Raw genomic sequence first — 24496 nt, 5'->3', positions numbered from 1 at the left:
TAAACATGAGGATTAGAGTCAAGTTTTTTCTTGACGTGAAGTCGCAGCTATGAATTTCTCCCTTCCCATGAAAGCATCACTCGGTCCGGCCCTGGTCGGTCACGCATTCCAACAGACGGCCCTCATGGCCATGCTGCCGCTGATCGCGGATCGCCTCGGCCTGTCTCAATCGGCCGTCGGCACCGTCGTTGCGTTCGGAATGGCGGCGGCCGCGTTGGCGATTCCGCTGATTGGCGTCTTCGGCAACTCGGACCTGACGAGACCTTCCCTTCTCGTCATGATCCTGTGTTCGTTGGGGCTTGCGGCGCTCCTGTTACTGCCGGCCCCGCCGGCCCTGGCCCTCCTTGCCCTCCTGGTGCTGCGGCTCAGCCAGGGTCTCGCCGCTGCAACGCTTCTCGTGCACGCACAGATCGGCAGTCTCGCCCGCCGAGGCGAGGGTCGCGCGCAGCTTGCCAGGACCCAATCCTTCGGCGGCATGGGTCGTGCGGCGAGCGCCATTGCGGTCGGACCGCTGGCGGCGCTTCATATCGTCTTGCCGATCCTTCCCGCCATTGCCGGGGCAATGTGGAGCCTGTTTTCGGAACGCCCCCGTCGGACCGAGGCTCAGCCGCGCAGAGCAGGATTGTCGCGGCCGGATTTCCACGCCCTGATCCTGCCATTGACAGTACAGGCCAGCCTGGGCGTCACGCATGTTTCGCTTGCACCGCTTCTCGCCGCCCAGCCGGGGACGAGCAATCTGACTGCCGCGAGCATTGCCGGCCTGTCGCTGGCGGCAGCCAATCTCGGACTTGTTGTGGCGCAACGTTACCTGACCGCAAAGGCCGGTCCGGCAGCCCTCCGCCTCGCAGCGCTCGCGGGCGGAGCCGCCCTGCTCGTCGTCGCCGCACTGCCCTTGCCCGCCATCGTTGTCGGCCTGTCCGCCGTCATCGGCGCCGCCAGCGCGATGCTTCTGACCTGCAACCTCTTCACCGTGCTCAGCGCTGCGCCTGAGCATGGTTTCAGCCGTGCCGCGTGGAATGCCACGGCTTCGACGGCCGGCCTCGCGCTTGGTGCGCTTGCGGGCTCCGCCGGCCTTCATGCCGGGCCTTCCTTCTCGCTCACCCTGTCCGCCGCCCTTATGGCGTCGGTCGCTCTGATGCTCACTTCGACGAGGAAAACAGCAACATGACACATGAGCAACAAGTGTTTGATCTCGCGGGCATAGGCCTTGGTCCCTTCAACCTCAGCCTCGCCGCGCTGGCCGATGGCATCGAGACAGTTTCCGCCGCCTTTTTCGAGCGCCAGCAGACGTTCGCCTGGCATCCGGGCCTGTGTTTTTCCGACGCCATCCTGCAGACGTCGCCGCTCAAGGACCTCGTCACGCCGGTTCGTCCGACGAGCCGCTGGAGCTTCCTGAACTATCTGGTCGAGAAAGGCCTGTTCTTCGACTTCATGGCGGCGCGCTTCGAGACCGCATCGCGGCAGGAATTCAGCGCCTATCTCGCCTGGGCGGCAGAAGGCATCGGTTCCGCACATCTCGGCGCGGACGTGGAGGAGGTCACCTTCGACGGAGATCGGTTCCGGCTGCGGTTTGGCGACCGGCCGGATGCGACCTCCCGCGCCCTCGCCATCGGAACCGGCCGAGCGCCGGTCATCCCGGACGGCATTTCCACGGACAATGCGTGTTTCCATGCCGGCAACTATCTGAAGATGCGCCCCGAAACCGGAGGAAAGCGCGTTGCCGTTATCGGCGGCGGGCAGTCCGGCGCCGAAATCCTGCTTCACCTGATGCAGCAGGAGGGCGCGCAAAGGCCGGCGGCGATCAACTGGATCAGCCGCCGCGACGGCTTCTGGACGCTGCAGGAGGGCGGCCTCGTCGACCAGTTCTTCACGCCGAACTATCTGAACGCCTACCGGACGCTGGGACCGGAGGCGCAGTCGAGAGCGCTGGCATCGCAAAAATTCGCAAGCGACGGGCTGACGAGCGCCACCGCCGACGAAATCTACCGCCTGCTCTACCGGAGACAACATCTGGAAGGGCGGAGGGACGTCGATCTTCATCCGGGACGCACCGTCGTCAAGAAGCTGCGAAACGGAGCCAGCCAGTCGATCGTCATGCGAAATATCGAAGGCGATGAGGAAATGCTCGACGCCGACATCATCGTTCTCGCAACCGGCTACGGACCAGCCGCGCCCGCCTGCCTGAACGGGCTTGCAGACCGGCTGAATTTCGAGCCCGACGGTGCACTGGCGCTTGGAGAAAACTATCGTGTTCGATGGAACGGCCCCGATAACAACCCGATCTACGGGCTCAATCACGGCAGCCGCTCCTACGGCGTCATAGATCCGCAACTGTCGATGGCCGCCTGGCGCAGCGCCGTCATTCTCAACGACCTCGTCGGACGCACCGTCTTCGAGGGTATCGAAGGCAGCGACCGGTCACTCATCAAATGGACGCCCGATTTCAAGCAGGCAGCCCGCTATTCGCCGGCGGCATAGACATCCGATGAAGACAAGAAATCGCCAAATTAGGTTTCGATCAAGGCTGACCATCTTCTAGGCTTGAATGAACCGACAACGGCATTCACCCGTCCATGGTCAACCATAATCGTTGTCATCGCCCACCAGCACGCGGCTCAAACATCAGAACCCCTAATACTCTCGGCTATCCGGCCGCACCTGCTGCTTCAAGTGCCCGCGCATTGCCGGAGCAGATTCCATCTATGCTTGCGCCATATATCTATCCGCACTACATTAGATATATCATTTTGAGGATATTCTTCATGAGCCAGCGGGTTGACAAACGATCTATGCTGCTTGCTTCATCCATAGTCGCATCAGCTTGACAACAAGCCTGCTGCAAAGCTTCTTTGGCAGATACGGCAAAACTGATTATATATTATATTCTGGCATTTTTTGTTCGATCGCAAATTTATCCATATCCGTTTATGGAACAGCCCGAACACGCTACCGAAGAACGTGGATTTTTTATTTTATTTTATCATTATTTAGCTTTATTTTTTTGGATTTATGACATTTATAGACTATTGGAGAATATTATTAATTTTGTACAATTAGATAATCCATCCATAGAAGATAATTCTATAGAATAATTTCTATCGTCACATATACTATATACGACAATATTCTCATACTATCGCCGCCCAGGTCCTGTTGACAAAGTTGGATTGGGCGCTTGTGAGTGATTGCGATCTGGATATGTTCAGCGGATGACAATCGCTTCGTGCCCAGTCTATATATTTAGAAGTCCAGGCTTCACCCCATCCGGCGACACCGTGGTCGGTGTAGCACCACTGGACCGCGTTGTTGCGGTTTACGGCGACGGGGGCGTGGTTGGCGAAGGCGGCCTATCTTCCGCGTTCGGCGGTGCAGCGGTCTTCAAGAACGACGCTTCAGGGGAATGCTTCATTGGCGTGTGGGGAGCCCGCAACGCCTCTCGTTTCCGCAGTGAACTTCGGGCTCACATGCAAATTGCTGTTATTAAGGAAGCGCCGAAGGCTCAGCTCGCCTTCTGGGGAGCGGAAAGGGGGCACCCTAAAGGGGCCTCGCGCACATGAAGGGCAACCATATTTTGACTGAGGCAAGAGCAAGGAAGCCCGCAAACGAAGCCTTCGTTTTGTCGTAACGCGTTGCGATCCGCCTGAACTGTTTAAGCTTGTTAAACATCCGCTCGATGCGGTTCCGGTCTTTGTAGGCGATGTAATCGCAAGATGGCGGATGCTTTCGCGTGGAGCGTGGCGGGATTACAAAAGGCAGTCTTGAATCATGCTTCGACCGATTTGGGAATCCACTTTGTCAACACGGCCTAGGCCCACCGGCTCCCGGATCAGCGTTCAAACACAAATAATACAAACGTACATTTCTGCTATTCTGCGCCCCAGCCGCGAAACTCACCCCTGCTTTACGGGCCAGATAGCCAATTCCGCAAAAATGCGCAGATTGATCCTAGTATGGATCGAAAGACATGAGCAACAATCTCTCAATATCGTTGATCTGCCAGACGTCAGTTCCAGATGCCACAGGCACGACATTGCCCGCTTCGTCGCCGCCAGCCATCACCAAGCAGGCCCCCGTCAACGGCTCCCTGCACGAAGCATGTACTCATTGTCACAAATTAAGGGCGCCCATCAATATATCTATCCGCCATGACGCTGCTACATACCCGCCTGCATAATACGTGATGCCGGCCCCATTTTTCGCCAGAACAGCACAATCTGTTTTAGTATTTTATGTAAAAAAACGTCGATATTACAACATAAAACACGCTACCTATGCAAAACAGGAAAATTATATCTTCTTTTTTGCTATGCCTTTCTCGAAACCAAGAAATCTTCCCACCTCTAAAGTCATAGTAATCCCACAATATAGTTGCCGCAATAATTATGATAGCACAGAATATTTGATTCAAATCAAAGGTCATTATCATCGCCATTGATGCACCCCATCGGTTTTATTTATATATTACAAAATATGAAATTTCTGATACACGCCGGACGTTGAGCCATTCCTCTCATTTGCATAGTCGAACAAGTGTCGCCTTGCCTTATCAAATAAACGCAACAGGCTTAGTCAATTTAGCTTCTCCCCGTCGGCTTCCGTGCCCATATGCATATCCCATACACGCATCTTTATATCATGCGCGATCATGCTATTTACATTCGAGCGGATTACAGTTTCAATGAAACGCCTACGCTTTTCACAATCCCTCGTAAAACTCTTAGGCATATCTATGCGAATCTTGTCATTAACGACCAGATTATCGTACACGGCAAACGCCTCACCATATTCGGCGATTAACTTATTAATTAGATTATTTGTTTCTAATTTTAGCTTGCCTGTCCCCTCAACATACTTTCTAATCTTGGTGAAATTCTCGTCTAATAAATCCTGATACCCATACACTCCATCCATAACTTTCTGCATATCTTCTATTATACCTGGATAAATTACGATTAAATCTCGCAACATATTGTTAACTTCGTCAATGTTGAGAAACTCTGCTTTGTAGTATTTTATTCCGGTGTTTTTCGACATACAGATTGTTTTGGACAGACACTTGCCCGACATCGAGCATCTTAGTCTAGACTACAGCATATTAGCAAATGGCGGAAAACACCGAGACATGCACCGGAACTGGAATGTGATGTTCGACGACACCGATGTCTGGAGCACGGAACTGCCGTCGCGAGGATCACCTGAAGATAGCCGCCCCTTATCGCGCCCTCCGCGTTGCTAGACGCGAGCGGAACTCGTTTCGGGTCCTGCAGGCAGCATGGCGCGGCTCGACAAGGCCCGCATGACCAGTACATTTCCGGTCAGGCACAGCGTGGAAAGCGCCAATATCAGCGCATTGAAGCCGATGAGGTCGGTGAAGATGCCGACGATCAATCCTGCCAGGGGATAGGATAACGCGGTTATCATCACCATCAGGCCAAGCGTCTTTCCGAGGTGCTCGCTCGGTATGTGCCGCACACGTTCGGTGCGCAGATAGACACTGGTGAGGGCGTCGGCGGCCACCACAAGCGCGAAGCCGATGAAGAACATCCAGAACTGTGTCGACAGCGCCACCATGAGACCACCCGACGCGATGCCGAGAACCGACAGGATTCCGATTCCCGACATCGAAAGGCGCCTCTTCAGCGCCGGCACGAGCATCATCACCAGGAGGGTGAAGAAGCCGGCAGTGAAAATCAGGGCTCCGTAATAGGCGTCAGCCAGGCCGAAGGTTCCCGCAACCGTCGCCGCGCCGACCGACAGGAGCGAGCAATAGACGATGTTGTTGAACGTGGTGAAAAGACACAACAGGATGAGATCGGTGTTTCGGAACAGGGTCCTGGCGCCCGTCACGAGGTCAGCCAGGGGCGACGCCTCGTGGGTCATGGCCGACAACTCGCCGATCCTGCCGGACAGGAGCATGCAGGCAAGGCTGACGAGAAATGTGCCTGCCGCCACGATATAGAGCTGCTCTCCCCCGATCATCGCGACCAGACCGGCAGCCGCCACCGGCCCCACGAGCAGACTGAGCTGCTCGATCGACTGCAGCATGGACTGGGCCTTGTGAAGGTCCGCCTGCGGAATGTATTTCGGCACCGCAGATTCAAGCGCGACATAGGCAAGGTTCAAGCAGAAACACAGCGCACCCGCGCAGACACTGACCACGAGGAATATGTCGTCCGGAAAGCTGATCATCAGCAGGAAGCACAGGATGCAGATGAGAAACCGGGCGATATCAGCAATGATATAGAGGCGTGTCGCGCCGACGCGGTCCGCCATGACCCCGCCCAGAGGCAGGGAAAGGGCTCCTATCCCCTGCTCGATCGCATAACTCAGGCCTGCATAGGACAGGCTTCCGGTATGATGATAGACCAGCAGAGGCGCCGCGAACAATGTGATCTGCGAACCTATCGAGGAAACAAAGGCGGCAATGAAGAATCTTGAAAAACTTTTCATGTTGAAACTGGATTAAACCCAATGCTTCAACTTGCAAAATATTCCATTTATCCAGCTACTTAGAAGTATCTGAATTCAAAGGCGTCGCTGCCACGACAAGCCGCTGCTCCCGGATGGCAGGGCGCACAATATCGGGTTGAGCTTCCATGGCCGGCGGCTATCGGATCTCGGGGTCCACGAGACGACGGGAGACGTGGCCGATGCCGGGGCCTTACATGCACAACGGGCTTTTCGACGATCTCGACAGTATCGCTCGGCTCTACCAGATCGGGACCCCGACCATGACCGGGAAATCGGAACGGGCGCACCAAGCGCGGCGGCCTTCCTGCCTCATCCGGCGGGGGAGACCTGCGACAGGATCCACGTCTCGAAGGCTCTCGCCGCCGGGATATCCGTCTTACCCTCGGGCGAAACGAGATAGTAGTTGTTCTCGGTGGTCAGTGACCGGTCGATGACCACCTCGAGCCGTCCGGACGCCAGCTCTCCTTCGATCAGATAGCGCGGCAACAGCGCGAAACCGAGCCCCGCGGCAGCGGCCTCGATGATCATGTTGAACTGGTCGAAACGGTGGCCGTGAAAGGCGAGAAGACCGGTCCCGCCATTCTGCTCGAACCAGTCCGCCCATTGGCGGGGCCGCGTCGCAAGATGCAGCAAGGGGCATGATTCGAAATCCTCTACCGCCCGAACGGAATGCCGCGACAACAGACGGGGGCTTCCGACCGGCAGGATGACTTCGCTGCACAGATAGGTGCAGTTGGCACGTGCCCAGACCGGCTGTCCGTAATGGATCGCCAGATCGAAATCCTCCTCCGCGAGATCGAATGGCAGGGAATGCGAAGCAATGTTGACGGCGATGTCGGGATGCCTGGCCGTGAAGTCGGCAAGCCGCGGCAAGAGCCACCGGCTGGCAAATGTCGGCAGCGCGGAAAGGGAAAGCGAACTTCGTCCGTCAGCAGACGCCATCGCGCGCTGCACCATTTCCTCCGACTGCGCGAGAATGCGCAACACCGAGGGCAGCAGCGACCTGCCGATGGCCGAGAGAACCACATGCCGCCTCACGCGCTCGAAAAGCGTGACGCCAAGCTGCGTTTCAAGCGCACGGATCTGGCGGCTCACCGCGCTCTGCGTCAGGTTGAGTTCCGCCGCCGCCTGAGTGAAACTTCCATGGCGCGCCGCACACTCGAAGGCCTGCAGCACGGAAAGGTCTGGCATGAGATTGCGGTTGATATTCATTCCGTTTTCGCATGAATTGAGGCGAAATCATCGCGATAATTTTATCAAGTCGTGCGTTATTATGATCAATCAGAATGATTACGCCAGACAAAATGACGACGAGACCCATGCCAGAGACCAAGTTTGCATCCGCCGATTCGCTGCGCGCCGCTTTCTCGGCCGCAATGTCAGACATGTACCGCAAGGAAGTTCCGGCCTACGGAACGCTGATCCGTCTGGTCGAAGCCGTGAATGCGGAGACCCTGACCGCGGATCCTGAACTCGCCCGGCGGCTGGAGGCGACCGATTCCCTCGACCGGATCTCCGCCGAAAGGCACGGCGCGATCCGGCTGGGGACGGCCGACGAATTGAAGATGATGCGGCGCGTCTTCGTGGTGATGGGCATGTATCCGGTCGGATACTACGATTTGTCGACCGCCGGGGTCCCTGTCCATTCGACGGCCTTCCGCCCCGTGGACGACGACCATCTCAAGCGCAATCCCTTCCGCGTCTTCACCTCGCTGCTGCGGCTGGAACTGATCGCCGACGAGGAACTGCGCGCCGAGGCCGCGAATATCCTCGCGGCGCGCGACATCTTCACACCGGGGGCGCACGCCCTTGTCGAGAAGGCCGAACGCGACGGCGGCCTGTCGCCGGCGGACGGAGAACGTTTCGTGGAGGAAGTTCTCGAAACCTTCCGCTGGCACGACAAGGCGGTGGTCGACACGGCCATGTACGACCGGCTGCATGCGGCGCACCGTCTGATTGCCGACATCGTCTCGTTTCGCGGGCCGCATATCAATCACCTCACGCCGCGCACCCTCGACATCGACAGGGTGCAGGATCGCATGCCTGGCGAAGGTATCGCGCCCAAGGCGGTGGTCGAGGGGCCGCCGACGCGACGTTGCCCCATCCTTCTGCGCCAGACGTCCTTCAAGGCGCTGGAGGAACCGGTTGCCTTTGTCAGCTCCGACGGCAACTGGGAGAAAGGCTCTCACACGGCCCGCTTCGGCGAGATCGAACAGCGGGGCGTGGCCCTGACGCCGAAAGGCCGAGCGCTCTACGACGCGCTTCTGACCAAGGCGCGCGCCAAGGTTCGCCCTGCCGCCGACGGATCGAATGCCGGCGATTATCGTGAAGCCCTCACGGAAGCCTTTGCTGAATTCCCCGACGACTGGAATGAAATTCGCCGCGCGGGATTGGGCTATTTCGCCTATTCCCTGACGGAGAAAGGGCAGCGTACGGAGGTGAAGAACGGCGATATCGAGACCGCGATCGAGGCCGGGCTCATTCAGTTCGATCCGATCGTCTATGAGGACTTCCTGCCCGTGAGCGCCGCCGGCATCTTCCAGTCCAACCTCGGGGACGGCGCGGCTCAGGAGTTCGTCGCGGGCCCGAACCAGCGCATGTTCGAGAACGATCTCGGCGCCGCCGTGCTCGATGAATTCGCCCATTATGCCGCAATCGAGGCCGCCTCCATCCGCGATTGCATGCGGGCGCCCGGCTCGACCATGGCGGCGGAATGACATCATGACGGCAGGCCAGACGGATCATGTCGATGCGCTGCGTGCGTTGCTGGGCGAGAAGGGGCTCGTCGCCGGCGGCGATCTCTCCGCCTACGAGACGGGCGCGCGCTATGATCATGGCCGGGCTGCCTTCGTCATGCGTCCCGCCACCACGGCCGAACTTTCGGACGCGGTTGCCTATTGCGTCCGTCACGGCATTGCGGTGATCCCGCAATCGGGAAATACCGGGCTGGTTTCCGGATCGACGCCCGACGACACTGGTTCCCAGGCCGTCCTGAGCCTGGAAAGGATGACCACCGTCTACGATATTGATCCGGTCAACCGGACCGTGAGGGCGGGAGCGGGCTGGCGCCTGTCCGCGCTCAACGAGCGCCTCGACGCTCACGGGCTGTTTTTCCCCATCGACCTCGGGGCCGATCCCATGCTCGGCGGCATGATTGCGACGAACACCGGCGGCTCCCGCTTCCTGCGCTATGGCGACGTCCGCAGCAATACGCTCGGCCTGACCACCGTGCTCGCCGATACCGCAGGTACCGTGCTCGACCTCGGCTCCGGCCTGCGCAAGGACAATACCGGCATCGACTGGAAACAGCTTTTCATCGGCAGCTGCGGCGCGCTGGGCGTGGTGACCGAGTGCGTGCTCAAGCTCGAGCCCTTGCCGCAGCAGAGCGCCACCACGCTTCTGGTTCCCAGCTCGGCGGATGCGGTGCCGGCGCTTCTGGTCGCCATGGAACGGGCCTGCGGCGCGACGCTGTCGGCATTCGAGGGCATGTCCGGCAACGCGATCCGCGCGGCATTCGCGCACGTGCCCTCCCTTCGCAATCCGTTCGAAAACGGCAATGTCCCGGAATTCGTCATCCTTGCAGAACTGACCCGTTCCAACACCGCACGCGAGGGCGAACAGCCACTCGACGCCATGCTGGAGGAAGTGCTCGCGGAGATATGGGAAAACGGCGAGGATTTGCTGGCCGACGCCCTGATGGGGCCGCCGCAGGAAATCTGGGCGCTCCGTCATGCCCTGTCGGACGGCGTGAAGAACGCCGGCAGGCTTATCGCATTCGATCTGGCGTTCCGTCGCGGGGATGTGATGAAATTCCTCTCCCACATGAAAGCCGAACTGGCGGTAGCCTTCCCGATGCTGAGCGTCTGCGATTTCGGCCATCTCGGCGACGGCGGCGTTCACTTCAATCTGGTCACCCCGCGCGATCATGCAGCCCTCGCCGAACCCGGCTTCGAGACTTCGGTGCGGGACCTCGTCTATTCCGTCGCGGTCGAGCGCTTCGACGGCAGCTTCAGTGCCGAACACGGAATCGGGCGAAAGAACCAGATCTACTACGACCGCTTTACGCCCGAGGTCATCCGCGATCTCGCGGCGCGGCTGAAAAAAGCCATTTCACCGGCCCCCCTCGGCGCGGCCGATTTTTCGAACACCATCACGAAATAACGACAGAACAGGACGGAGAGACAGCATGACCAGCATAGTGGACGTGAAGAAGGAAACGGGCGCGATCCTCGACAAGCTCGGGGTGCCACGCTCCGCCTGGACCGGCGGCGACATGGCGTCCTTTTCCCCGGTGACCGGCGAGGAGATTGCCCGGTTGCCGGCCATGTCGTCAGGCAATTGCGGGGCGGCTATCGATTCCGCCGAGACCGCTTTCAAGGCCTGGCGCAAGGTCCCTGCCCCGCGCCGCGGTGAACTCGTCCGGCTGCTGGGCGAGGAACTTCGCGCGGCCAAGGACGATCTCGGCCGGCTGGTATCGATCGAAGCCGGCAAGATCCCGTCGGAAGGCGCCGGCGAGGTGCAGGAAATGATCGATATCTGCGATTTCGCGGTCGGCCTGTCGCGGCAGCTCTACGGCCTGACCATCGCCACCGAGCGCCCCGGCCACCGGATGATGGAAACATGGCACCCGCTCGGCGTCGTCGGTGTGATTACCGCCTTCAACTTCCCCGTCGCGGTCTGGTCGTGGAACACCGCGCTCGCCCTGGTCTGCGGCAACTCGGTCGTCTGGAAGCCGTCGGAAAAGAGCTCGCTTACCGCCCTTGCCTGCCAGGCCATCCTCGAACGGGCTCTCAAGCGCTTCGGTGACGCACCCGACAACCTCATGCAGGTTCTGATCGGCGATCGTGACGCCGGCGAGGCCATTGTCGACAATCCCAAGGTCGCGCTCGTCTCGGCCACCGGCTCCACCCGGATGGGACGCGAGGTCGGTCCGCGCCTCGCCAAGCGCTTTGCCCGCGCCATCCTCGAGCTCGGCGGCAACAATGGCGGCATCGTCTGCCCCTCCGCCGATGTGGACATGACGCTGCGCGCAGTCGCCTTCGGAGCGATGGGAACTGCCGGCCAGCGCTGCACCTCCATGCGTCGCCTCTTCGTCCATGAGAGCCTCTACGACAAGCTGGTTCCCCGCCTGAAAGCGGCCTATGAGAGCGTATCGATCGGCAATCCGCTCGAAACCTCGGCGCTCGTCGGTCCGCTGATCGACAAGCTCGCCTTCGACAACATGCAGAAGGCGCTCGAGGCGGCAAAGGCTGCCGGCGGCAGCGTGACCGGCGGCGAAAGGATCGCCGAGGCCGGAAAGGACACCGCCTATTACGTGCGCCCGGCCATCGTCGAGATGCCGGATCAGACGGGTCCCGTGCTCGAGGAAACCTTCGCACCTATCCTCTATGTGATGAAATATTCCGACTTCGACGCCGCGATCCAGGCCCACAATGCCGTGGGCGCAGGCCTTTCATCGTCGATCTTCACGCTCGACATGCAGGAAGCCGAACAGTTCCTCTCCGACGAGGGGTCCGACTGCGGCATTGCCAACGTCAATATCGGCACGTCGGGCGCGGAAATCGGTGGTGCCTTCGGCGGCGAGAAGGAAACCGGCGGCGGCCGTGAATCGGGCTCGGACGCCTGGAAGGCCTATATGCGCCGGGCAACCAATACGGTGAACTACTCCAAGCAGCTGCCGCTCGCCCAGGGCGTTTCCTTCGACATCGAGTAAAGCCATGACCATCGCGTCCAGCATGGAGGAAGCGGGTTTCCGACCCGCTTCCCGCATCGCCTCCATCGGCGTTTCGCAAATCCTCGAGATCGGCCGCAAGGCCGCCTCGCTCAAGGCCGAGGGCAAACCGGTCATCGTCCTGGGAGCGGGCGAACCGGATTTCGATACGCCCACCACGATCAAGGACGCGGCGAAGGCCGCCATCGATCGCGGGGAGACCAAGTATACCGCGCTCGACGGCACGCCCGCGCTGAAACGGGCAATCGTCGAGAAGTTTCGCCGCGAAAACGGCGTGGACTACACGACGGACGAAGTGACTGTCGCCACAGGTGCGAAACAGATCCTATTCAACGCCTTCATGGCGAGCCTCGACCCGGGCGACGAGGTGATCATCCCGACACCCTTCTGGACCTCCTATTCGGATATCGTCGAGATCTGCGGCGGCGTCCCGGTACTGGTTCCGTGCGACGGTGCTGCGGGGTTCCGCCTCAAGGCGGACCAGCTCGAGCGCGCGATCACCCCGAGGACACGCTGGGTGCTGCTCAACTCGCCATCCAACCCGTCAGGTGCCGCCTATTCGGCTGAAGACTACCGTCCGCTTCTCGATACGCTTCTTCGCCATCCGCAGGTCTGGCTGATGGTCGACGATATGTACGAGCATATCGTCTATGACGGCTTCGACTTCGTCACGCCGGCGGCACTCGAACCGCGTCTCAAATCGCGGATCCTGACGATCAACGGCGTCTCGAAAGCCTATGCCATGACAGGCTGGCGGATCGGATATGCCGGTGGCCCCAGGGACCTGATCAAGGCCATGGCGGTGGTCCAGAGCCAGTCGACATCGTGCCCCTCCTCCGTCAGCCAGGCAGCCGCGCTCGCGGCACTGACCGGACCGCAGGGTATCCTCGCCGAAAGGCGCGAGAGTTTTCGCGAACGCCGGGATCTCGTCGTCAAGGCACTCAATGAAATCGCCGGACTGAACTGCCGCGTGCCTGAAGGTGCCTTCTACGCCTTCGCCGGCTGCGCCGGCATGATCGGGCGCATCAAGCCCGACGGCGCATCCATTGCCAGCGACAGGGATTTTACGGACTATCTGCTCGACAGCGCTCACGTGGCCGTGGTCCCGGGCTCGGCTTTCGGGCTCTCACCCTATTTCCGGATTTCCTACGCGACCGCGAAGAGCGAACTGGAAGAGGCGCTCGACCGCATCGCCGAAGCGTGTGGCCGTTTGAGACGATAGACGTCCCATCTCGTGACCGGTCCGCAGCCGCGTGTCGGAAGAAAGGCCAAATCCCGATGTCCTCCATCGCGTTTTCCATCCTCTGGCGCGCAAGTTCAATCGAGAATGTCGAGGCTCCGCCGATCGATGACGACAAGACCGTCGATCTCGCGGTCATCGGCGGCGGCTTCACGGGCCTGTCGGCCGCGCTCGAAGCCGCGCGCCGGGGCGCTTCGGTCTGTGTCCTGGAAGCCGGTACATTCGGCCATGGCGGATCGGGCCGGAATGTCGGCCTCGTCAATGCAGGCCTCTGGCTTCCGCCGGATACAATCGTCGGGGAACTGGGAGAGACCGCGGCACGCAAGCTCATCGACATGCTGGGCGCCGGGCCCGGCGAAGTCTTCGCGCTGATAGAACGCGAGAACATCGCATGCGAACCGACGCGCAAGGGCACGCTTCACCTCGCCCATTCGCCAGCCGGCCTGAAGGATCTCGAGGAGCGGTTCCGGCAGGGTAACAGGCACGGCGCGCCGCTGAGCCTGCTCGACCGGAGCGAAACGGCGAGGCGGACCGGCTCGAATGCCTTCGAGGGCGCCTTGTTCGACCCGAGGGCGGGCACCATCCAGCCGCTTTCCTATTGCCGCGGCCTTGCCCGCGCCGCCTCGGCGAAAGGCGCTGCCCTCCATGAACATTCGCCGGTCGCAGCGATCCGGCGCGAGAGCGACATGTGGGTCGTCGAGGCACTCGGGAAAAGCGTTCGCGCCCGCAATCTGCTGATGGCGACAAACGCCTATCACCGCGACATAAACGCCCCGTACACGCCCGCCTTCATTCCCTTCAACTATTGTCAGTTCGCCACCGCGCCCCTGCCCGAAAAGGCACGCGAGAAGATCCTCGCCGGTGGCGAGGGATGCTGGGACACGGCCATGGTGATGTCATCGATCCGGCTCGACGCTGCGGGCCGGATGATCGTCGGAGGCGTCGGCAGCATGGAACACGCCGGCAAGGGCTTTCACCAAGCATGGGCCAGGCGCAAGCTTCGCGGCCTCTATCCTGAACTGGGCGACATCCCCTTCGAGCACGGCTGGAGCGGCCGCATCGCCATGACAGGGGATCACATTCCGAAGATCGTCGCCTTCGGGCCGAATGCCTATGCGATCTTCGGCTATTCGGGACGCGGCATCGCCCCCGGCACCGTCTTCGGGCGGACGGCGGCTGCGGCACTGCTCGACACTGCACCCGAGCTTTTGCCCTTGTCGCCCGTATCCGGCCACCAGGAGCGCTTCACCGCCGCCAAAGCGGCCTATTACGAAGCGGGCGCCACGTTTGTCCACAGCCTGGCCAGGCGGTTCTGACGGGGCATCGAGGAGACCGAACCATCATGTGGATCATGCAGCAACGGCACCACTTTTCGTCGGAGGCGTTGCTCCCCCGAAGCGGAGGGACCGGCCGACGCTGCCTCCACCCCCGCCATAACCGACCAGTGCGTGACGGCATGCCTCAAAACATGCGCAAGGCAGCAACGGATCGGTCGGACGGTCTTCAGACGGGAAAGGTCTGCTTGGCCGAGGCACGAGCGTTGGAGACATGCTTCATCGCCGCCTTGCGGGCATCGCGCGTATTGCGGTCGGCAATGGCCTGATGGATGGCGCGCATTTCCTCATGGCTCTTGAGGGCGCGACCGGGCAGCGACATGGACCGCTTGCGCAGATAGCTGATGCGGGCCAGCAGGCCGGCCAGCATCTGCTGGATGATCTTGTTGCCGCAACGGCTCAGGATAAGCTCATAGAATGCGGCAGCGGCATCCGCGAGATCATCGGCGTTCTCGTCGCGGGCGGCACGATGAAAGGTCTCGAGACGCTCTGCGAGTTCCGCGATGTCGTCATCGCTCATCCGGGCGGCGCAGCGCAGCGCCGCCTCGCCTTCCAGAAGCTCGCGCACCTCATAGATCTCTTCGGCGTCCTCCCAGGTGAGTACCGGGATATGAGGACCGCGGTTCGGGATGATCTCTATGAGGTGCTCCGCCTGAAGGCCGCGCAGGGCTTCACGAAGCGACGAGCGGCTGACGCCGAGCGCCTCGCACAGATCGGCTTCGACAAGACGATGACCGGGCGCGAAGGTGCCCGAGAGGATCGCCTGCCTGAGCTTGTCGACGACCTCCTGCTGCACCGTTTTGCGCGTTATTCGCAGATCCAGATCCATTCCCCACCGCAATAATTCCAAGAAGCCTTCTACTTTCAGTTGATCTCGTCCGATGTCCATAGGGCGATTGCGTGAAACCCGATCTATTCACCACTATCGATGGCAATGATGCCCTGCCGTGCAGAAAACCGGATGAACTGCCAGAATCATAACAGTCAATCAGATTGACAGACAATAATACCTATGGTCTGCTCCTCGATGGATGGCGGAGATACGGCAAGTCCGCCGGCCATGCAAAGGACTTCGGGCCAACCGGGGCACATGATTGCCGCCACCAAAGGGAGATTTTGGTGAACCCCGGTTTCGTTGTTTTTCGAGGCCCGGTCAGGCAATGGCATCATTGCAGGACGGACGGCTCACGTATTGAAGCGAACGTGCAATGAGCAGCACGGGCAAGGCCACGATATTTGCAAGCAGGGCGACGACGGCGCTGAAGGGCGTCATGGGCGTCCTCGCCGCCTTTGCCGCGTGGGAAGTCGTGCGGCAAACGGGCTTCATCGACAAGCGCGATCTGCCCGCCGTCATCGAGGTGATGGAAGCGGCCTATTCCGGCCTCGTGCACGGAGACATCTCCTCGGCGTTGCTCGAGACGTTGCAATCGTGGATTTCCGGCCTCGCGCTCGCCACGGTGATCGGAATTGCGGGCGGCCTCGCGCTTGCCCTGCTTCCGGGGCTTGAACTCGCCACGCGTCCGATCCTCGAGTTCCTCCGGCCGATCCCTTCGGTGGCTCTCATACCGGTCGCGCTCCTGGTGCTTGGCATCGGAACCTCCATGCAGCTGTTCATGATCAGTTTCGCCGCCGTCTGGCCGGTGCTGTTCAGCACCAAGGCGGGTGTGGAAAGCATCGATCCGCGCTTTCTCGAAACCGGGCGCGTGCTCGGCTTCAACCGTGCCGAACGCGTCATGCGCATCCTCCTTCCCGCAAGCCTTCCCTATATCGCCACCGGCATCCGCACCGCAGCCGCGATCGCCCTCGTCCTGGCCATCACGGTCGAAATGCTGACCGGCCGTCCCGGTATCGGGTTCTATATCGAGAACGTGCGCCTGAACGGGCTGACGGCCGAAATGTGGGGCGGCATCCTCGTGACCGGAATCTTCGGTTACCTGGTCAATGCGCTCTTCGTCGGGATCGAAAGGTTCACCCTGCCCTGGAGCCCGGAGAACCGTGATGCCTAGGGATATCCGCCTGCGCGCCCTGTTCTGGCAGACCGCCACCGTGCTTTTCCTGCTCGCGCTTTGGCAATGGTCGGCGGTGACACATCCCGCTCCCTATCTGCCGCCGCTCAAGCCGGTGGCCCTTGCCTATCTGTCGCTTCTCAAGCCCGGCAATTTCATGGATACCGTGTTCCCGAGCCTCTCGCGCCTGGCGATCGGCTTCGGGCTGGCCGTGGTGCTTGGAACCGTCCTGGGCACCGCGCTCGGCTACCTGCGCCGGCTCGACCCGTGGATCCGCCCGGTGCTCGAATATCTTCGTTTCGTCCCGACAGTCGCCATCCTGCCCGCCGCTCTGCTGCTGTTCGGCGCCACCGATACGATGCGCATCTTCGTCATCGCTTTCGGCTCGGTGTTCCCGGTGCTGCTCGCAGCCATCGACGGAGCAAGGCGCGGCAATGCCCTGCTTCTCGATGTGGCGCGGATTCTCAAATTCTCGCTCGCGGAAAAGCTTTTCAGGGTTGTGCTTCCCGGCGCCCTGCCCTCGATCTTCGCGGGCGTTCGCATCGCGCTGTCGATCGGGCTGGTGATGATGGTGATTTCGGAGCTTATCGCGGCCAATGACGGGCTCGGCTTCTACATTCTGCGCAATCAGCGCCTGTTCCAGACCGCCAACGTCTATGCCGGCGTGCTGATGCTGGGGACTATCGGCCTGATCCTGACGCTGGGACTGCTTTCAATCGAAAAACGCGTTCTCGCCTGGCACCGCGGATGGCGCGGCCTGTCGGACGCACGCAGCTGATACGGAGACGACATGAGCCAGCCGCTACTTTCCATGGAAGGCGTCTCGAAAGCCTACTCGGCGGACGCCCAGATTCTCCGGGACGTGACATTCAAGCAGGGATCGAACGAGTTTCTTGCCATCGTGGGTCCCTCCGGCTGCGGCAAGACCACCATGCTGCGCTGCATCTCTGCACTGATGAGCCCGGACAGCGGCAGCGTCTTTCACGAAGGCCAGTCCTTCGACGATCCGCCGCCGTGGCTCTCCATCGTCTTCCAGGATTACAATCGCAGCCTCTTTCCGTGGCTTTCGGTGCGCCGCAATGTCGAACAAGGGCTGCGGGACGTCGCGCGGAGTGAACGCGACGACCGGGTGAGCGAAGCACTCACGGCGGTCAAGCTCGACCATGCGGCCGACCTCTATCCCTGGCAGTTGTCTGGCGGAATGCAGCAGCGATGCGCGCTCGCCCGATCCATCGTCACCGCGCCGCGCCTTCTGCTGCTCGACGAGCCCTTCGCCTCGGTCGACGCGCAGACGCGGATCGACCTGCAGGATCTCGTCATGGACATCTGCGAACGCATGTCGCTGTCGGCGCTCCTCGTGACGCACGACATCGATGAAGCCGTCTTCATGGCGGACAAGGTGGTGGTGCTCTCCACCCGGCCGGCAACGGTGGTCGAGGAAATACCGATCGACCTGCCGCGCCCGCGCGATCAGCTGACCACCAAGGAAACACCGGAGTTCCTCAGCCTCCGGCACAAGGTCTACACGCTCGTGCGCCAACAGGCGCAGTGAGCCAAAAACAAGAAGAACAAGTGAAATCGAAACAACAGGAGTTGGGAACATGAACCTGAAGAACCTGGCGGCTGCGGCACTGTTTGCAGCCGGCTCAGCCCTCGCCTCGCTCGGCGTGCCGCATGCAGCTTTCGCCGAAACCACCAAGCTCAAGGTCGGTTATCTGCCGGTCGGCGTCTATTCCTATTTCTGGCGCGCCCAGGACGCGGGCTACTTTGCCGACGAGAACCTGGAAGTCGAACTCGTGCCGATGGCCGGCGGCGGCCAGATCATCCCGGCGCTCCAGTCGGGAGCCCTGCAGTTCGGCATTTCGGACGCGCTCGGGGTACTCAACGCCCGCAAGGGTGGCCTGCCGGTGACCTATGTGTCGTTCAACTTCTCGCAGAGTTCGGACAACCCCGTTCACGCAGTGCTGACCACCAACCCCGACATCAAGTCGCCCAAGGATCTCGAGGGCAAGGCGGTCGCCACCAATCTGAGCTACAACACCGACTGGACGATGATGCGTGAATGGCTGCGCAAGAACGATGTCGACATCGACAAGGTGACCTTCCGCGAGATCCCCTTCCCTGACATGCTGCCCGCTCTGCGCAACGATACCGTGGCCGCGGTCGGCGCGGTCGAGCCCTTCGTGACCTTCGGCAAGGAACAGGGCGCCAATGTGCTCGGCCACTATTTCACTGACGTGAAGTCACCGGTCGTGCTTTCCGGCATTGTCGCCATGTTGCCCTACGTCGAAGAAAATCCGGACATCGTCAAAGGCTTCGTCAAGGCGGTCAATCGCGCCATCGAGGACTTCAAGGCCGACCCCGCCGTGGCGCGCGAGACGATCGGCGCACACACCAAGATCCCGGCGACGGCGATCGAGGCGATGAATCTCGGCGACTGGGAAACGGAAGTCCCGCCGTCAGAAATGCAGTTCTGGGTCGATGCGGCCGAGAAGGAAGGCATTCTCAATGAAACGGACGACCTGAACAGCCTCGTCTGGTCGCCCAAAGAGTAAGCGCGTCAACCGCTGAAAGAGAACCGGCCGGCAATCCGCAAGGACGGCCGGCCGGTTTTTTTTTGCGTCGAGCTGACGGCGGAACCGACCGAGAGTTCACCGCCACGTGGGTATGGCGGCAATCAGGGCCTTTCCGGTATCTGATCGAGGATCCGAGAAGACCGCGTCGGCATCGCCGGTCTCGACGATCCTGCCCTGATCCATCACCGCCACGCGGTGGGAGATCATCCGCACCACCGCTGGATCGTGGCCGATGAAAAGAAAGGAAATCCCCTCGTCCCTCTGCAGCCGCACCAGGAGTTCCAGCATCTGGCCGCGCAAGGAGACATCCAGCGCGGAAAGGGCCTCGTCAAGAACGACGAGCCGGGGACGGCTGGCGAGAGCCCGCGCAAGTGCGACGCGCTGACGCTGACCGCCCGACACCTCGTGTATCCTGCGGCTCGCCATATCGGCGGAGAGGCCAACGCGCTGCAGCAATTCGGCGAGTGCCGCCATTCGCGAGTGACGCTTGCCAACAGCGTGTATGCGAAGCGGATCCATGATCGCCTTGCCGATCGTGGTGCGCGGATTGAAGGCGGACAGCGGATCCTGGAACACCATCTGGATGTCGCCCCGCCGATGGCGCAGCGCTTTCGGCGACAGCGACCGCCAGTCCTCGCCATCGATCAGGATACGGCCCGCATCGGGTTCGATCAGGCGCAAGAGAACCCGGGCCAGGGTCGACTTGCCGCTTCCCGATGGCCCGACGATGCCGAGCGTTTCGCCCTTCCGGATGGAAAAGCTGACATCGTCCAGCGCCCTCACCGAACGGCCGCGTCCGGCGAAGCGTTTCGACAGGCCTTCCACCATCAGCAGGTCACCGGACATCCGCCGCCCCTACAAGCCGAGGTGAATGAAGATCGATATGGGTGGCCAGCAATTGCCGCGTGTAATCGGCCCGGGGCGCATTTACGACCGACCGGGCGTCTCCGCATTCCACCAGTTCGGCAGTCCGGAAAACGGCGATCCGGTCGGCGAGGCTGGCGGCAAGTCCGATGTCGTGAGTAACGAAGATCAGCGTCATATCGCCATTCGTCACCAGATCCTCCAGCAATGCGGCAATCTCGGCCTGAACGATGGTGTCGAGCGCGCTCGTCGCCTCGTCGGCGATCAGCACGGCAGGCCCGGCTGCAATGGCGGCGGCAATCGCAATTCTCTGCTGCTGACCACCGGAGAACTGATGCGGATAGGCGCCAGCCGCCTTCTCCGGCTGCGGAATGCGAACACGCGAAAGCAGTTCTATCGCCTTGTCGCGGGCGGCCTTCCGGCCCAGACCGAGATGACGGCGCGCACCCTCGCCGACCTGATCCCCTATCGTGAGAACGGGATTGAGGCTGGAACCGGGGTCCTGGAAAACGATGCCGATGTCGCGGCCCGCCCGGGGGGCGGAGCCGAGACCCGGCCAGGACATGACGCCATCGACCATGGCTTGACGCGCCAGCAAGCCCGTGAGTGCAAGCGACAGGGTGCTCTTGCCCGAACCGCTCTCCCCGATGATCGCAAGCTTCTCCCCGGCAATGATGTCGAGACTGACGGATTTCAGCGCGTGCTGCGCACCGGTCGGGGTCGGATACGCAACGCTGAGGTCTCGAATGCTGCAGAGCACTTTCGTCACGCGCGTCTCCCGCGGATCGACAAGGCTTCCACCAGCCCCTCGCCAAAGAGATAAATCCCGACGACGGCACTGACGAGACCGAGGCCGGGAATGATGGAGAGAAACGGGGCCGATCGCAGCAGGTTTCGCCCCTCGGCGATCATCCCGCCCCAGGTCACCGCGTTCGGATCACCCAGCCCGAGGAAGGACAGCGCCGCCTCGATCAGCACGGCGGCCGCGACGATCACGGAGACCAGCGAGAGGACCGGCGGCAGCGCGTTGGGCAGCACTTCGCGAAAGGCAATCTCGGCCGGGTGCATGCCGATCACCCGCGCCGACGCGACATAGTCCCGCTCGCGTATCGACAGCACTTCGGCGCGTGCAAGGCGCGCCGGACCGGTCCAGGCGCCCAGTCCGACGGCAAGGACAATGACAGCGAGGGAAGGCCCGGCGACGCTGACGAAGGCAAGTGCCAGAAGGAAGCCCGGGACGATCTGGAACGCATCGACGACGCGCATGAGCGCCTCGTCGACAAGTCCGCCGGCGAGCCCCGCCACGGTACCGACAAGCGTGCCCGCAAGGATTGCCACCAGAGCGGACGACAAGCCGACCGTCAGCGACGCCTGCGCCCCGTAGACCAGCCTGGTCAGGACGTCGCGGCCAAGCTGATCGGTTCCGAGCGGAAAGGACGCATCGGAAAAAGGCGGCAGAAGCGGGCGTCCGACGATGGCCGCCGGATCGCCCGGCAGGATGATCGGCGCCAGCACCGCGGCGAGCGCCAGCAGCAGAAGAACAAGAGCGCCCGCGATACCTTCCGGCGAGGACATGAAACGTCTGACAAACGCCTTCATCTGCCTGCCGCCTCCGAACCGCCGACCCGCGGATCGAGCCAGGCATAGGCGATATCGACGAGAAGATTGACGAGGATGACCAGCACCGCGGAGACGATGATGATGGCCATCAGCAGAGGCGCATCGCGGCCCGCCACGGCTTCCTGCGCCAGCCTGCCGAAGCCGGGTATGGCGAACACGCTCTCGATCACCACCGAGCCTCCGAGCATGGTGGCTGCCTGCAGGCCGAGCATGGTCACGAGCGGCAGAAGAGCATTGCGGGCGACATGATGGATCACGATGCGCCTGCGGCTCAGCCCCTTGGCTTTCGCTGCAAGCACGAAATCCTGACGCCACACCTCGCCCATCCCGGCACGCATCATGCGCAGGAAAAGCGCCAGGTAGATGAAGCCGAGAGACGCGACCGGAAGAACCAGATGCCTGGCGATGTCGAGGACACGGGCGATGCCGGTCTTGCCCGAAGCGATCGTTTCGATGCCCGAGGTGGGAAGCCAGCGCAATTGCACCGAAAAGACCAGGATCAGGACGAGCCCGAGCCAGAAGCCCGGCACGGCATAGAGCGTGAGGGAGCCGATCGACAGCACGCGATCAACCGCGCTTCCCGGCCGTGCGCCGGCGATGATCCCCAGAAGAGAGCCTAAGGTGAAGGCCAGTGCGGTGGCAGCCCCCATCAACCAGAGCGTATTGGGCAATCTTTCCAGAACGACGTCCAGGATCGGCCGGTTGAAAACGATGGACCAGCCGAGATCCAGCCGGGCCAGCGAACTCACATAGAGCCACAGCCGACTGATGGCGGACTGGTCGAGCCCGTAGCTTTGCCGAAGGGTCTCGGCCAGCCCGGCATCGCCGCCGCCCAGCGACACGAGATAGGCATCGACGGCGTCGCCCGGCGCGAGTTCCATCAAGAGGAACGTGCCGAGGATGACGATCGCCAGCACCGGAATGCTGGCGACCAGCCGCCGTTTCGTCAAACGCCATGCACGATGCACGGTCTACCCCCTGCCCCGGACTACGCCGCGATCTCCGTATCGGCCCAACCGGACACGACCCAGCGCGGATTGTTGCCCACGTTCAGCACATCGACGCTCACCACCGAGGTAAAGCCCCAGTCGGCGACGTTGATCAGCGGAAGATCGGCAGTCACCCGTTTCTGGAACTCGTCATAGAGCTCGATCCGCTTCTGCGTATCGACCGTGACGAGCGCCTCCGCGATGATCTTGTCGATCTCCGGATTGGCATATCCGCCCTGGTTGGAGAAGAAGGTGCCATCGGGAATCCCCGACTGAACGAGATTTGTCGTCGAAATCGCAGGGTCGCCGCGGAACACCGCCGCACCGATGGACAGATCGAAATCGTGATCCTTGTAGACCGCATTGAGATGGCCCGGCGCATCGTTCGAAACCAGTTCCGCCTCGACGCCGATGACAGCAAGCGCCTGTTTGAGGTAATCCCCCATCGCCCGTGTCTCGGAAAAGAATGGCGCCGGCAGGAGACGGATCGAAAAACGCGCACCGCCGTCTTTTGCCGGATAGCCGGCCTCGTCGAGCAGCGCCTTGGCCTTCTCGACATCGAAGGGATATTGCGTGACGTCGGGTTCGTAGAATTCCGGCGCATTCTTCGGGACCGGACCGGTGGCCTCGGCTGCATATCCGAGGAATACCGTATCGACGACGAAGGTCTTGTCGATGGCGTGGGCGATGGCCTGGCGGACCTTGAGGTTCTTGAGGACCTCGTTGCGGTGGTTGATCTCCACGATCAGCTGGTAGGTCAGCGCCTCGTAGCCCTTGGTGACCACCTCGAGCTCGCTGTTGGCGGAAATGCGCTCAAGATCCGACAGCGGAACCTGGGAAAAGGCCGCGAGCTGAATTTCGCCGGCCTCGAGCGCTGCGGCCGCCCCTGCCCGGTCCGGCAGCACCCTGAAGATCAGTTCGTCGAGTTTCGGCTCACCGTCACCCCAATAGGCTTCATTGCGCGTCAGCCGGTAATATTCGCCCGGCCGGTGTTCGGCGAAAACGAAGGGCCCGGTGCCCACGGGTTCGTTATTGGCCGGATTTTCGGCAATGTCGGTGCCCTCGTACAAATGCCGGGGCAAGACGCTGCTCACGACCGGAAGCGCGTTCCGGATCAATTGCAGGGGCGTCGGCTCGGAGAACTTGAAAACGGCCGTCAGCTCGTCGGGCGTGTCTACCGTTTCGAGATTGGCGAGCACCGTGCGACCAATGTTCTGGAGAGATTTCCAGACCTCCATCGCCGAGAAGGCGACATCGGCGGAGGTGAAAGGCTTGCCGTCGTGCCAGGTGACGCCTTCACGAAGCTTGAAGGTGACCGAAAGGCCGTCGTCGGACCCTTGCCAGCTCGTTGCCAGCCGCGGCGCCAAACCGTCCGGTCCGTCAAAGGAGGCTTCGGCCAGCGGCTCGATGATCTTCGACGCGATGTAAAACACGCCGTTGGAGGCCACGATGGCCGGATTGAGGTTTCGCGGTTCGGAATCGGCAGCCACCACAAGGCGGCCTCCCTGCATGGCGTCCTGCGCAAATCCCCACCGCGGCAGCACGGCGGCACCTGCGAGGACGGCCGTGCTCTGCATCAGCCCTCGACGAGAGATCTCCGGAATGGACATGGCGTGCCTCCTTTGTTGCGACGGATCCACCGTCATGGCGAAGGTGCGGCTCGGC

20 protein-coding genes and 1 pseudogene are annotated in these 24496 nt (G+C 61.4%); 11 read left to right on the top strand and 10 right to left on the bottom strand.

The window, feature by feature from the left end:
* Positions 1-67 precede the first annotated feature (67 nt).
* Positions 68-1168 (top strand): MFS transporter, encoded by a 1101-nt coding sequence (locus tag E2A64_RS04795; RefSeq protein ID WP_133283269.1) that lies wholly within the window; start codon positions 68-70, stop codon positions 1166-1168.
* Positions 1165-2478 (top strand): lysine N(6)-hydroxylase/L-ornithine N(5)-oxygenase family protein, encoded by a 1314-nt coding sequence (locus tag E2A64_RS04790; protein ID WP_133283268.1) that lies wholly within the window; start codon positions 1165-1167, stop codon positions 2476-2478. The genes E2A64_RS04795 and E2A64_RS04790 overlap by 4 nt, the downstream gene beginning before the upstream one ends.
* A gap of 1056 nt (positions 2479-3534) precedes the next feature.
* Here the strand turns inward: E2A64_RS04790 and E2A64_RS04785 are convergent.
* From E2A64_RS04785 to E2A64_RS04770, 4 genes and pseudogenes are all read right to left on the bottom strand, one after another.
* Positions 3535-3747, bottom strand: a pseudogene (locus tag E2A64_RS04785) (transposase); the annotation flags it as partial.
* Between the two features lie 822 nt (positions 3748-4569).
* Positions 4570-5034: a hypothetical protein gene (locus E2A64_RS04780; RefSeq protein ID WP_133283267.1), complete on the bottom strand. Its 465-nt coding sequence runs from the start codon at positions 5032-5034 to the stop codon at positions 4570-4572.
* A gap of 198 nt (positions 5035-5232) precedes the next feature.
* The gene (locus tag E2A64_RS04775; protein ID WP_133283266.1) at positions 5233-6450 is read right to left on the bottom strand and encodes an MFS transporter; all 1218 of its coding nucleotides are present in this window, start codon (positions 6448-6450) and stop codon (positions 5233-5235) included.
* 330 nt (positions 6451-6780) lie between these two features.
* The gene (locus E2A64_RS04770; protein WP_133283265.1) at positions 6781-7683 is read right to left on the bottom strand and encodes a LysR family transcriptional regulator; all 903 of its coding nucleotides are present in this window, start codon (positions 7681-7683) and stop codon (positions 6781-6783) included.
* 107 nt (positions 7684-7790) lie between these two features.
* On the opposite strand from E2A64_RS04770, the gene hglS reads away from it, so the two are divergent.
* From hglS to E2A64_RS04745, 5 genes are read left to right on the top strand one after another with little or no spacing between them, the layout of a single operon-like run.
* Positions 7791-9188, top strand: coding sequence for a 2-oxoadipate dioxygenase/decarboxylase HglS (gene hglS / locus E2A64_RS04765; RefSeq protein WP_133283264.1), 1398 nt, complete (start codon positions 7791-7793; stop codon positions 9186-9188).
* Positions 9189-9192: 4 nt separating this feature from the next.
* A complete protein-coding gene (locus E2A64_RS04760) occupies positions 9193-10632 on the top strand; it encodes an FAD-binding oxidoreductase (protein WP_133283263.1) in 1440 nt (479 codons plus the stop codon).
* Between the two features lie 25 nt (positions 10633-10657).
* The gene (gene amaB, locus E2A64_RS04755) at positions 10658-12184 is read left to right on the top strand and encodes an L-piperidine-6-carboxylate dehydrogenase (protein WP_133283262.1); all 1527 of its coding nucleotides are present in this window, start codon (positions 10658-10660) and stop codon (positions 12182-12184) included.
* A gap of 4 nt (positions 12185-12188) precedes the next feature.
* Positions 12189-13424 (top strand): pyridoxal phosphate-dependent aminotransferase, encoded by a 1236-nt coding sequence (locus E2A64_RS04750; RefSeq protein ID WP_133283261.1) that lies wholly within the window; start codon positions 12189-12191, stop codon positions 13422-13424.
* A gap of 56 nt (positions 13425-13480) precedes the next feature.
* On the top strand, positions 13481-14758 hold the full coding sequence (locus tag E2A64_RS04745; RefSeq protein WP_133283260.1) for an NAD(P)/FAD-dependent oxidoreductase: 1278 nt from the start codon (positions 13481-13483) through the stop codon (positions 14756-14758).
* Between the two features lie 187 nt (positions 14759-14945).
* Here the strand turns inward: E2A64_RS04745 and E2A64_RS04740 are convergent, their stop codons facing one another.
* The gene (locus E2A64_RS04740; RefSeq protein ID WP_133283259.1) at positions 14946-15605 is read right to left on the bottom strand and encodes a GntR family transcriptional regulator; all 660 of its coding nucleotides are present in this window, start codon (positions 15603-15605) and stop codon (positions 14946-14948) included.
* 379 nt (positions 15606-15984) lie between these two features.
* On the opposite strand from E2A64_RS04740, the gene E2A64_RS04735 reads away from it, so the two are divergent.
* The 4 genes from E2A64_RS04735 to E2A64_RS04720 are packed head-to-tail and all read left to right on the top strand — an operon-like array spanning position 15985 to position 19337.
* The gene (locus E2A64_RS04735; protein WP_133283258.1) at positions 15985-16782 is read left to right on the top strand and encodes an ABC transporter permease; all 798 of its coding nucleotides are present in this window, start codon (positions 15985-15987) and stop codon (positions 16780-16782) included.
* Complete coding sequence (locus E2A64_RS04730; protein ID WP_158285682.1) at positions 16775-17560, top strand: ABC transporter permease; 786 nt, start codon at positions 16775-16777, stop codon at positions 17558-17560. Before E2A64_RS04735 ends, E2A64_RS04730 begins: the two co-directional genes overlap by 8 nt.
* Before the next feature lie 12 nt (positions 17561-17572).
* The gene (locus E2A64_RS04725) at positions 17573-18334 is read left to right on the top strand and encodes an ABC transporter ATP-binding protein (RefSeq protein WP_133283256.1); all 762 of its coding nucleotides are present in this window, start codon (positions 17573-17575) and stop codon (positions 18332-18334) included.
* Between the two features lie 49 nt (positions 18335-18383).
* On the top strand, positions 18384-19337 hold the full coding sequence (locus tag E2A64_RS04720; RefSeq protein ID WP_133283255.1) for an ABC transporter substrate-binding protein: 954 nt from the start codon (positions 18384-18386) through the stop codon (positions 19335-19337).
* A gap of 96 nt (positions 19338-19433) precedes the next feature.
* Here the strand turns inward: E2A64_RS04720 and E2A64_RS04715 are convergent, their stop codons facing one another.
* Genes E2A64_RS04715 through E2A64_RS04695 form a run of 5 tightly spaced genes read right to left on the bottom strand, consistent with a single transcriptional unit; the run spans position 19434 to position 24441 of the window.
* Positions 19434-20204, bottom strand: a complete 771-nt coding sequence (locus E2A64_RS04715) for an ABC transporter ATP-binding protein (RefSeq protein WP_133283254.1) — start codon at positions 20202-20204, stop codon at positions 19434-19436.
* Entirely contained in the window at positions 20194-20991 is a 798-nt protein-coding gene (locus tag E2A64_RS04710) for an ABC transporter ATP-binding protein (RefSeq protein ID WP_133283253.1), read from the bottom strand. The genes E2A64_RS04715 and E2A64_RS04710 overlap by 11 nt, the downstream gene beginning before the upstream one ends.
* Positions 20988-21821, bottom strand: coding sequence for an ABC transporter permease (locus E2A64_RS04705; RefSeq protein ID WP_133283252.1), 834 nt, complete (start codon positions 21819-21821; stop codon positions 20988-20990). The genes E2A64_RS04710 and E2A64_RS04705 overlap by 4 nt, the downstream gene beginning before the upstream one ends.
* Positions 21818-22810: an ABC transporter permease gene (locus E2A64_RS04700; RefSeq protein WP_133283251.1), complete on the bottom strand. Its 993-nt coding sequence runs from the start codon at positions 22808-22810 to the stop codon at positions 21818-21820. Before E2A64_RS04700 ends, E2A64_RS04705 begins: the two co-directional genes overlap by 4 nt.
* A gap of 20 nt (positions 22811-22830) precedes the next feature.
* Complete coding sequence (locus E2A64_RS04695; protein WP_133283250.1) at positions 22831-24441, bottom strand: ABC transporter substrate-binding protein; 1611 nt, start codon at positions 24439-24441, stop codon at positions 22831-22833.
* Positions 24442-24496 lie beyond the last annotated feature (55 nt).

It is taken from the genome of Pseudohoeflea suaedae (genome assembly GCF_004354915.1).
In the GTDB taxonomy this organism is placed as follows: Bacteria; Pseudomonadota; Alphaproteobacteria; order Rhizobiales; family Rhizobiaceae; genus Pseudohoeflea; species Pseudohoeflea suaedae.
This window is presented reverse-complemented; position numbering and strand designations above follow the sequence as displayed.

Coding starts and splice junctions, on each gene's coding strand:
- amaB (WP_133283262.1), top strand. CDS start 10,658: ATGACCAGCATAGTGGACGTGAAGAAGGAAACGGGCGCGATCCTCGAC.
- E2A64_RS04735 (WP_133283258.1), top strand. CDS start 15,985: ATGAGCAGCACGGGCAAGGCCACGATATTTGCAAGCAGGGCGACGACG.
- E2A64_RS04790 (WP_133283268.1), top strand. CDS start 1,165: ATGACACATGAGCAACAAGTGTTTGATCTCGCGGGCATAGGCCTTGGT.
- E2A64_RS04725 (WP_133283256.1), top strand. CDS start 17,573: ATGAGCCAGCCGCTACTTTCCATGGAAGGCGTCTCGAAAGCCTACTCG.
- hglS (WP_133283264.1), top strand. CDS start 7,791: ATGCCAGAGACCAAGTTTGCATCCGCCGATTCGCTGCGCGCCGCTTTC.
- E2A64_RS04705 (WP_133283252.1), bottom strand. CDS start 21,821: ATGAAGGCGTTTGTCAGACGTTTCATGTCCTCGCCGGAAGGTATCGCG.
- E2A64_RS04745 (WP_133283260.1), top strand. CDS start 13,481: ATGTCCTCCATCGCGTTTTCCATCCTCTGGCGCGCAAGTTCAATCGAG.
- E2A64_RS04760 (WP_133283263.1), top strand. CDS start 9,193: ATGACGGCAGGCCAGACGGATCATGTCGATGCGCTGCGTGCGTTGCTG.
- E2A64_RS04795 (WP_133283269.1), top strand. CDS start 68: ATGAAAGCATCACTCGGTCCGGCCCTGGTCGGTCACGCATTCCAACAG.
- E2A64_RS04780 (WP_133283267.1), bottom strand. CDS start 5,034: ATGTCGAAAAACACCGGAATAAAATACTACAAAGCAGAGTTTCTCAAC.
- E2A64_RS04730 (WP_158285682.1), top strand. CDS start 16,775: ATGCCTAGGGATATCCGCCTGCGCGCCCTGTTCTGGCAGACCGCCACC.
- E2A64_RS04720 (WP_133283255.1), top strand. CDS start 18,384: ATGAACCTGAAGAACCTGGCGGCTGCGGCACTGTTTGCAGCCGGCTCA.
- E2A64_RS04740 (WP_133283259.1), bottom strand. CDS start 15,605: ATGGATCTGGATCTGCGAATAACGCGCAAAACGGTGCAGCAGGAGGTC.
- E2A64_RS04750 (WP_133283261.1), top strand. CDS start 12,189: ATGACCATCGCGTCCAGCATGGAGGAAGCGGGTTTCCGACCCGCTTCC.
- E2A64_RS04775 (WP_133283266.1), bottom strand. CDS start 6,450: ATGAAAAGTTTTTCAAGATTCTTCATTGCCGCCTTTGTTTCCTCGATA.
- E2A64_RS04770 (WP_133283265.1), bottom strand. CDS start 7,683: ATGAATATCAACCGCAATCTCATGCCAGACCTTTCCGTGCTGCAGGCC.
- E2A64_RS04695 (WP_133283250.1), bottom strand. CDS start 24,441: ATGTCCATTCCGGAGATCTCTCGTCGAGGGCTGATGCAGAGCACGGCC.
- E2A64_RS04715 (WP_133283254.1), bottom strand. CDS start 20,204: ATGTCCGGTGACCTGCTGATGGTGGAAGGCCTGTCGAAACGCTTCGCC.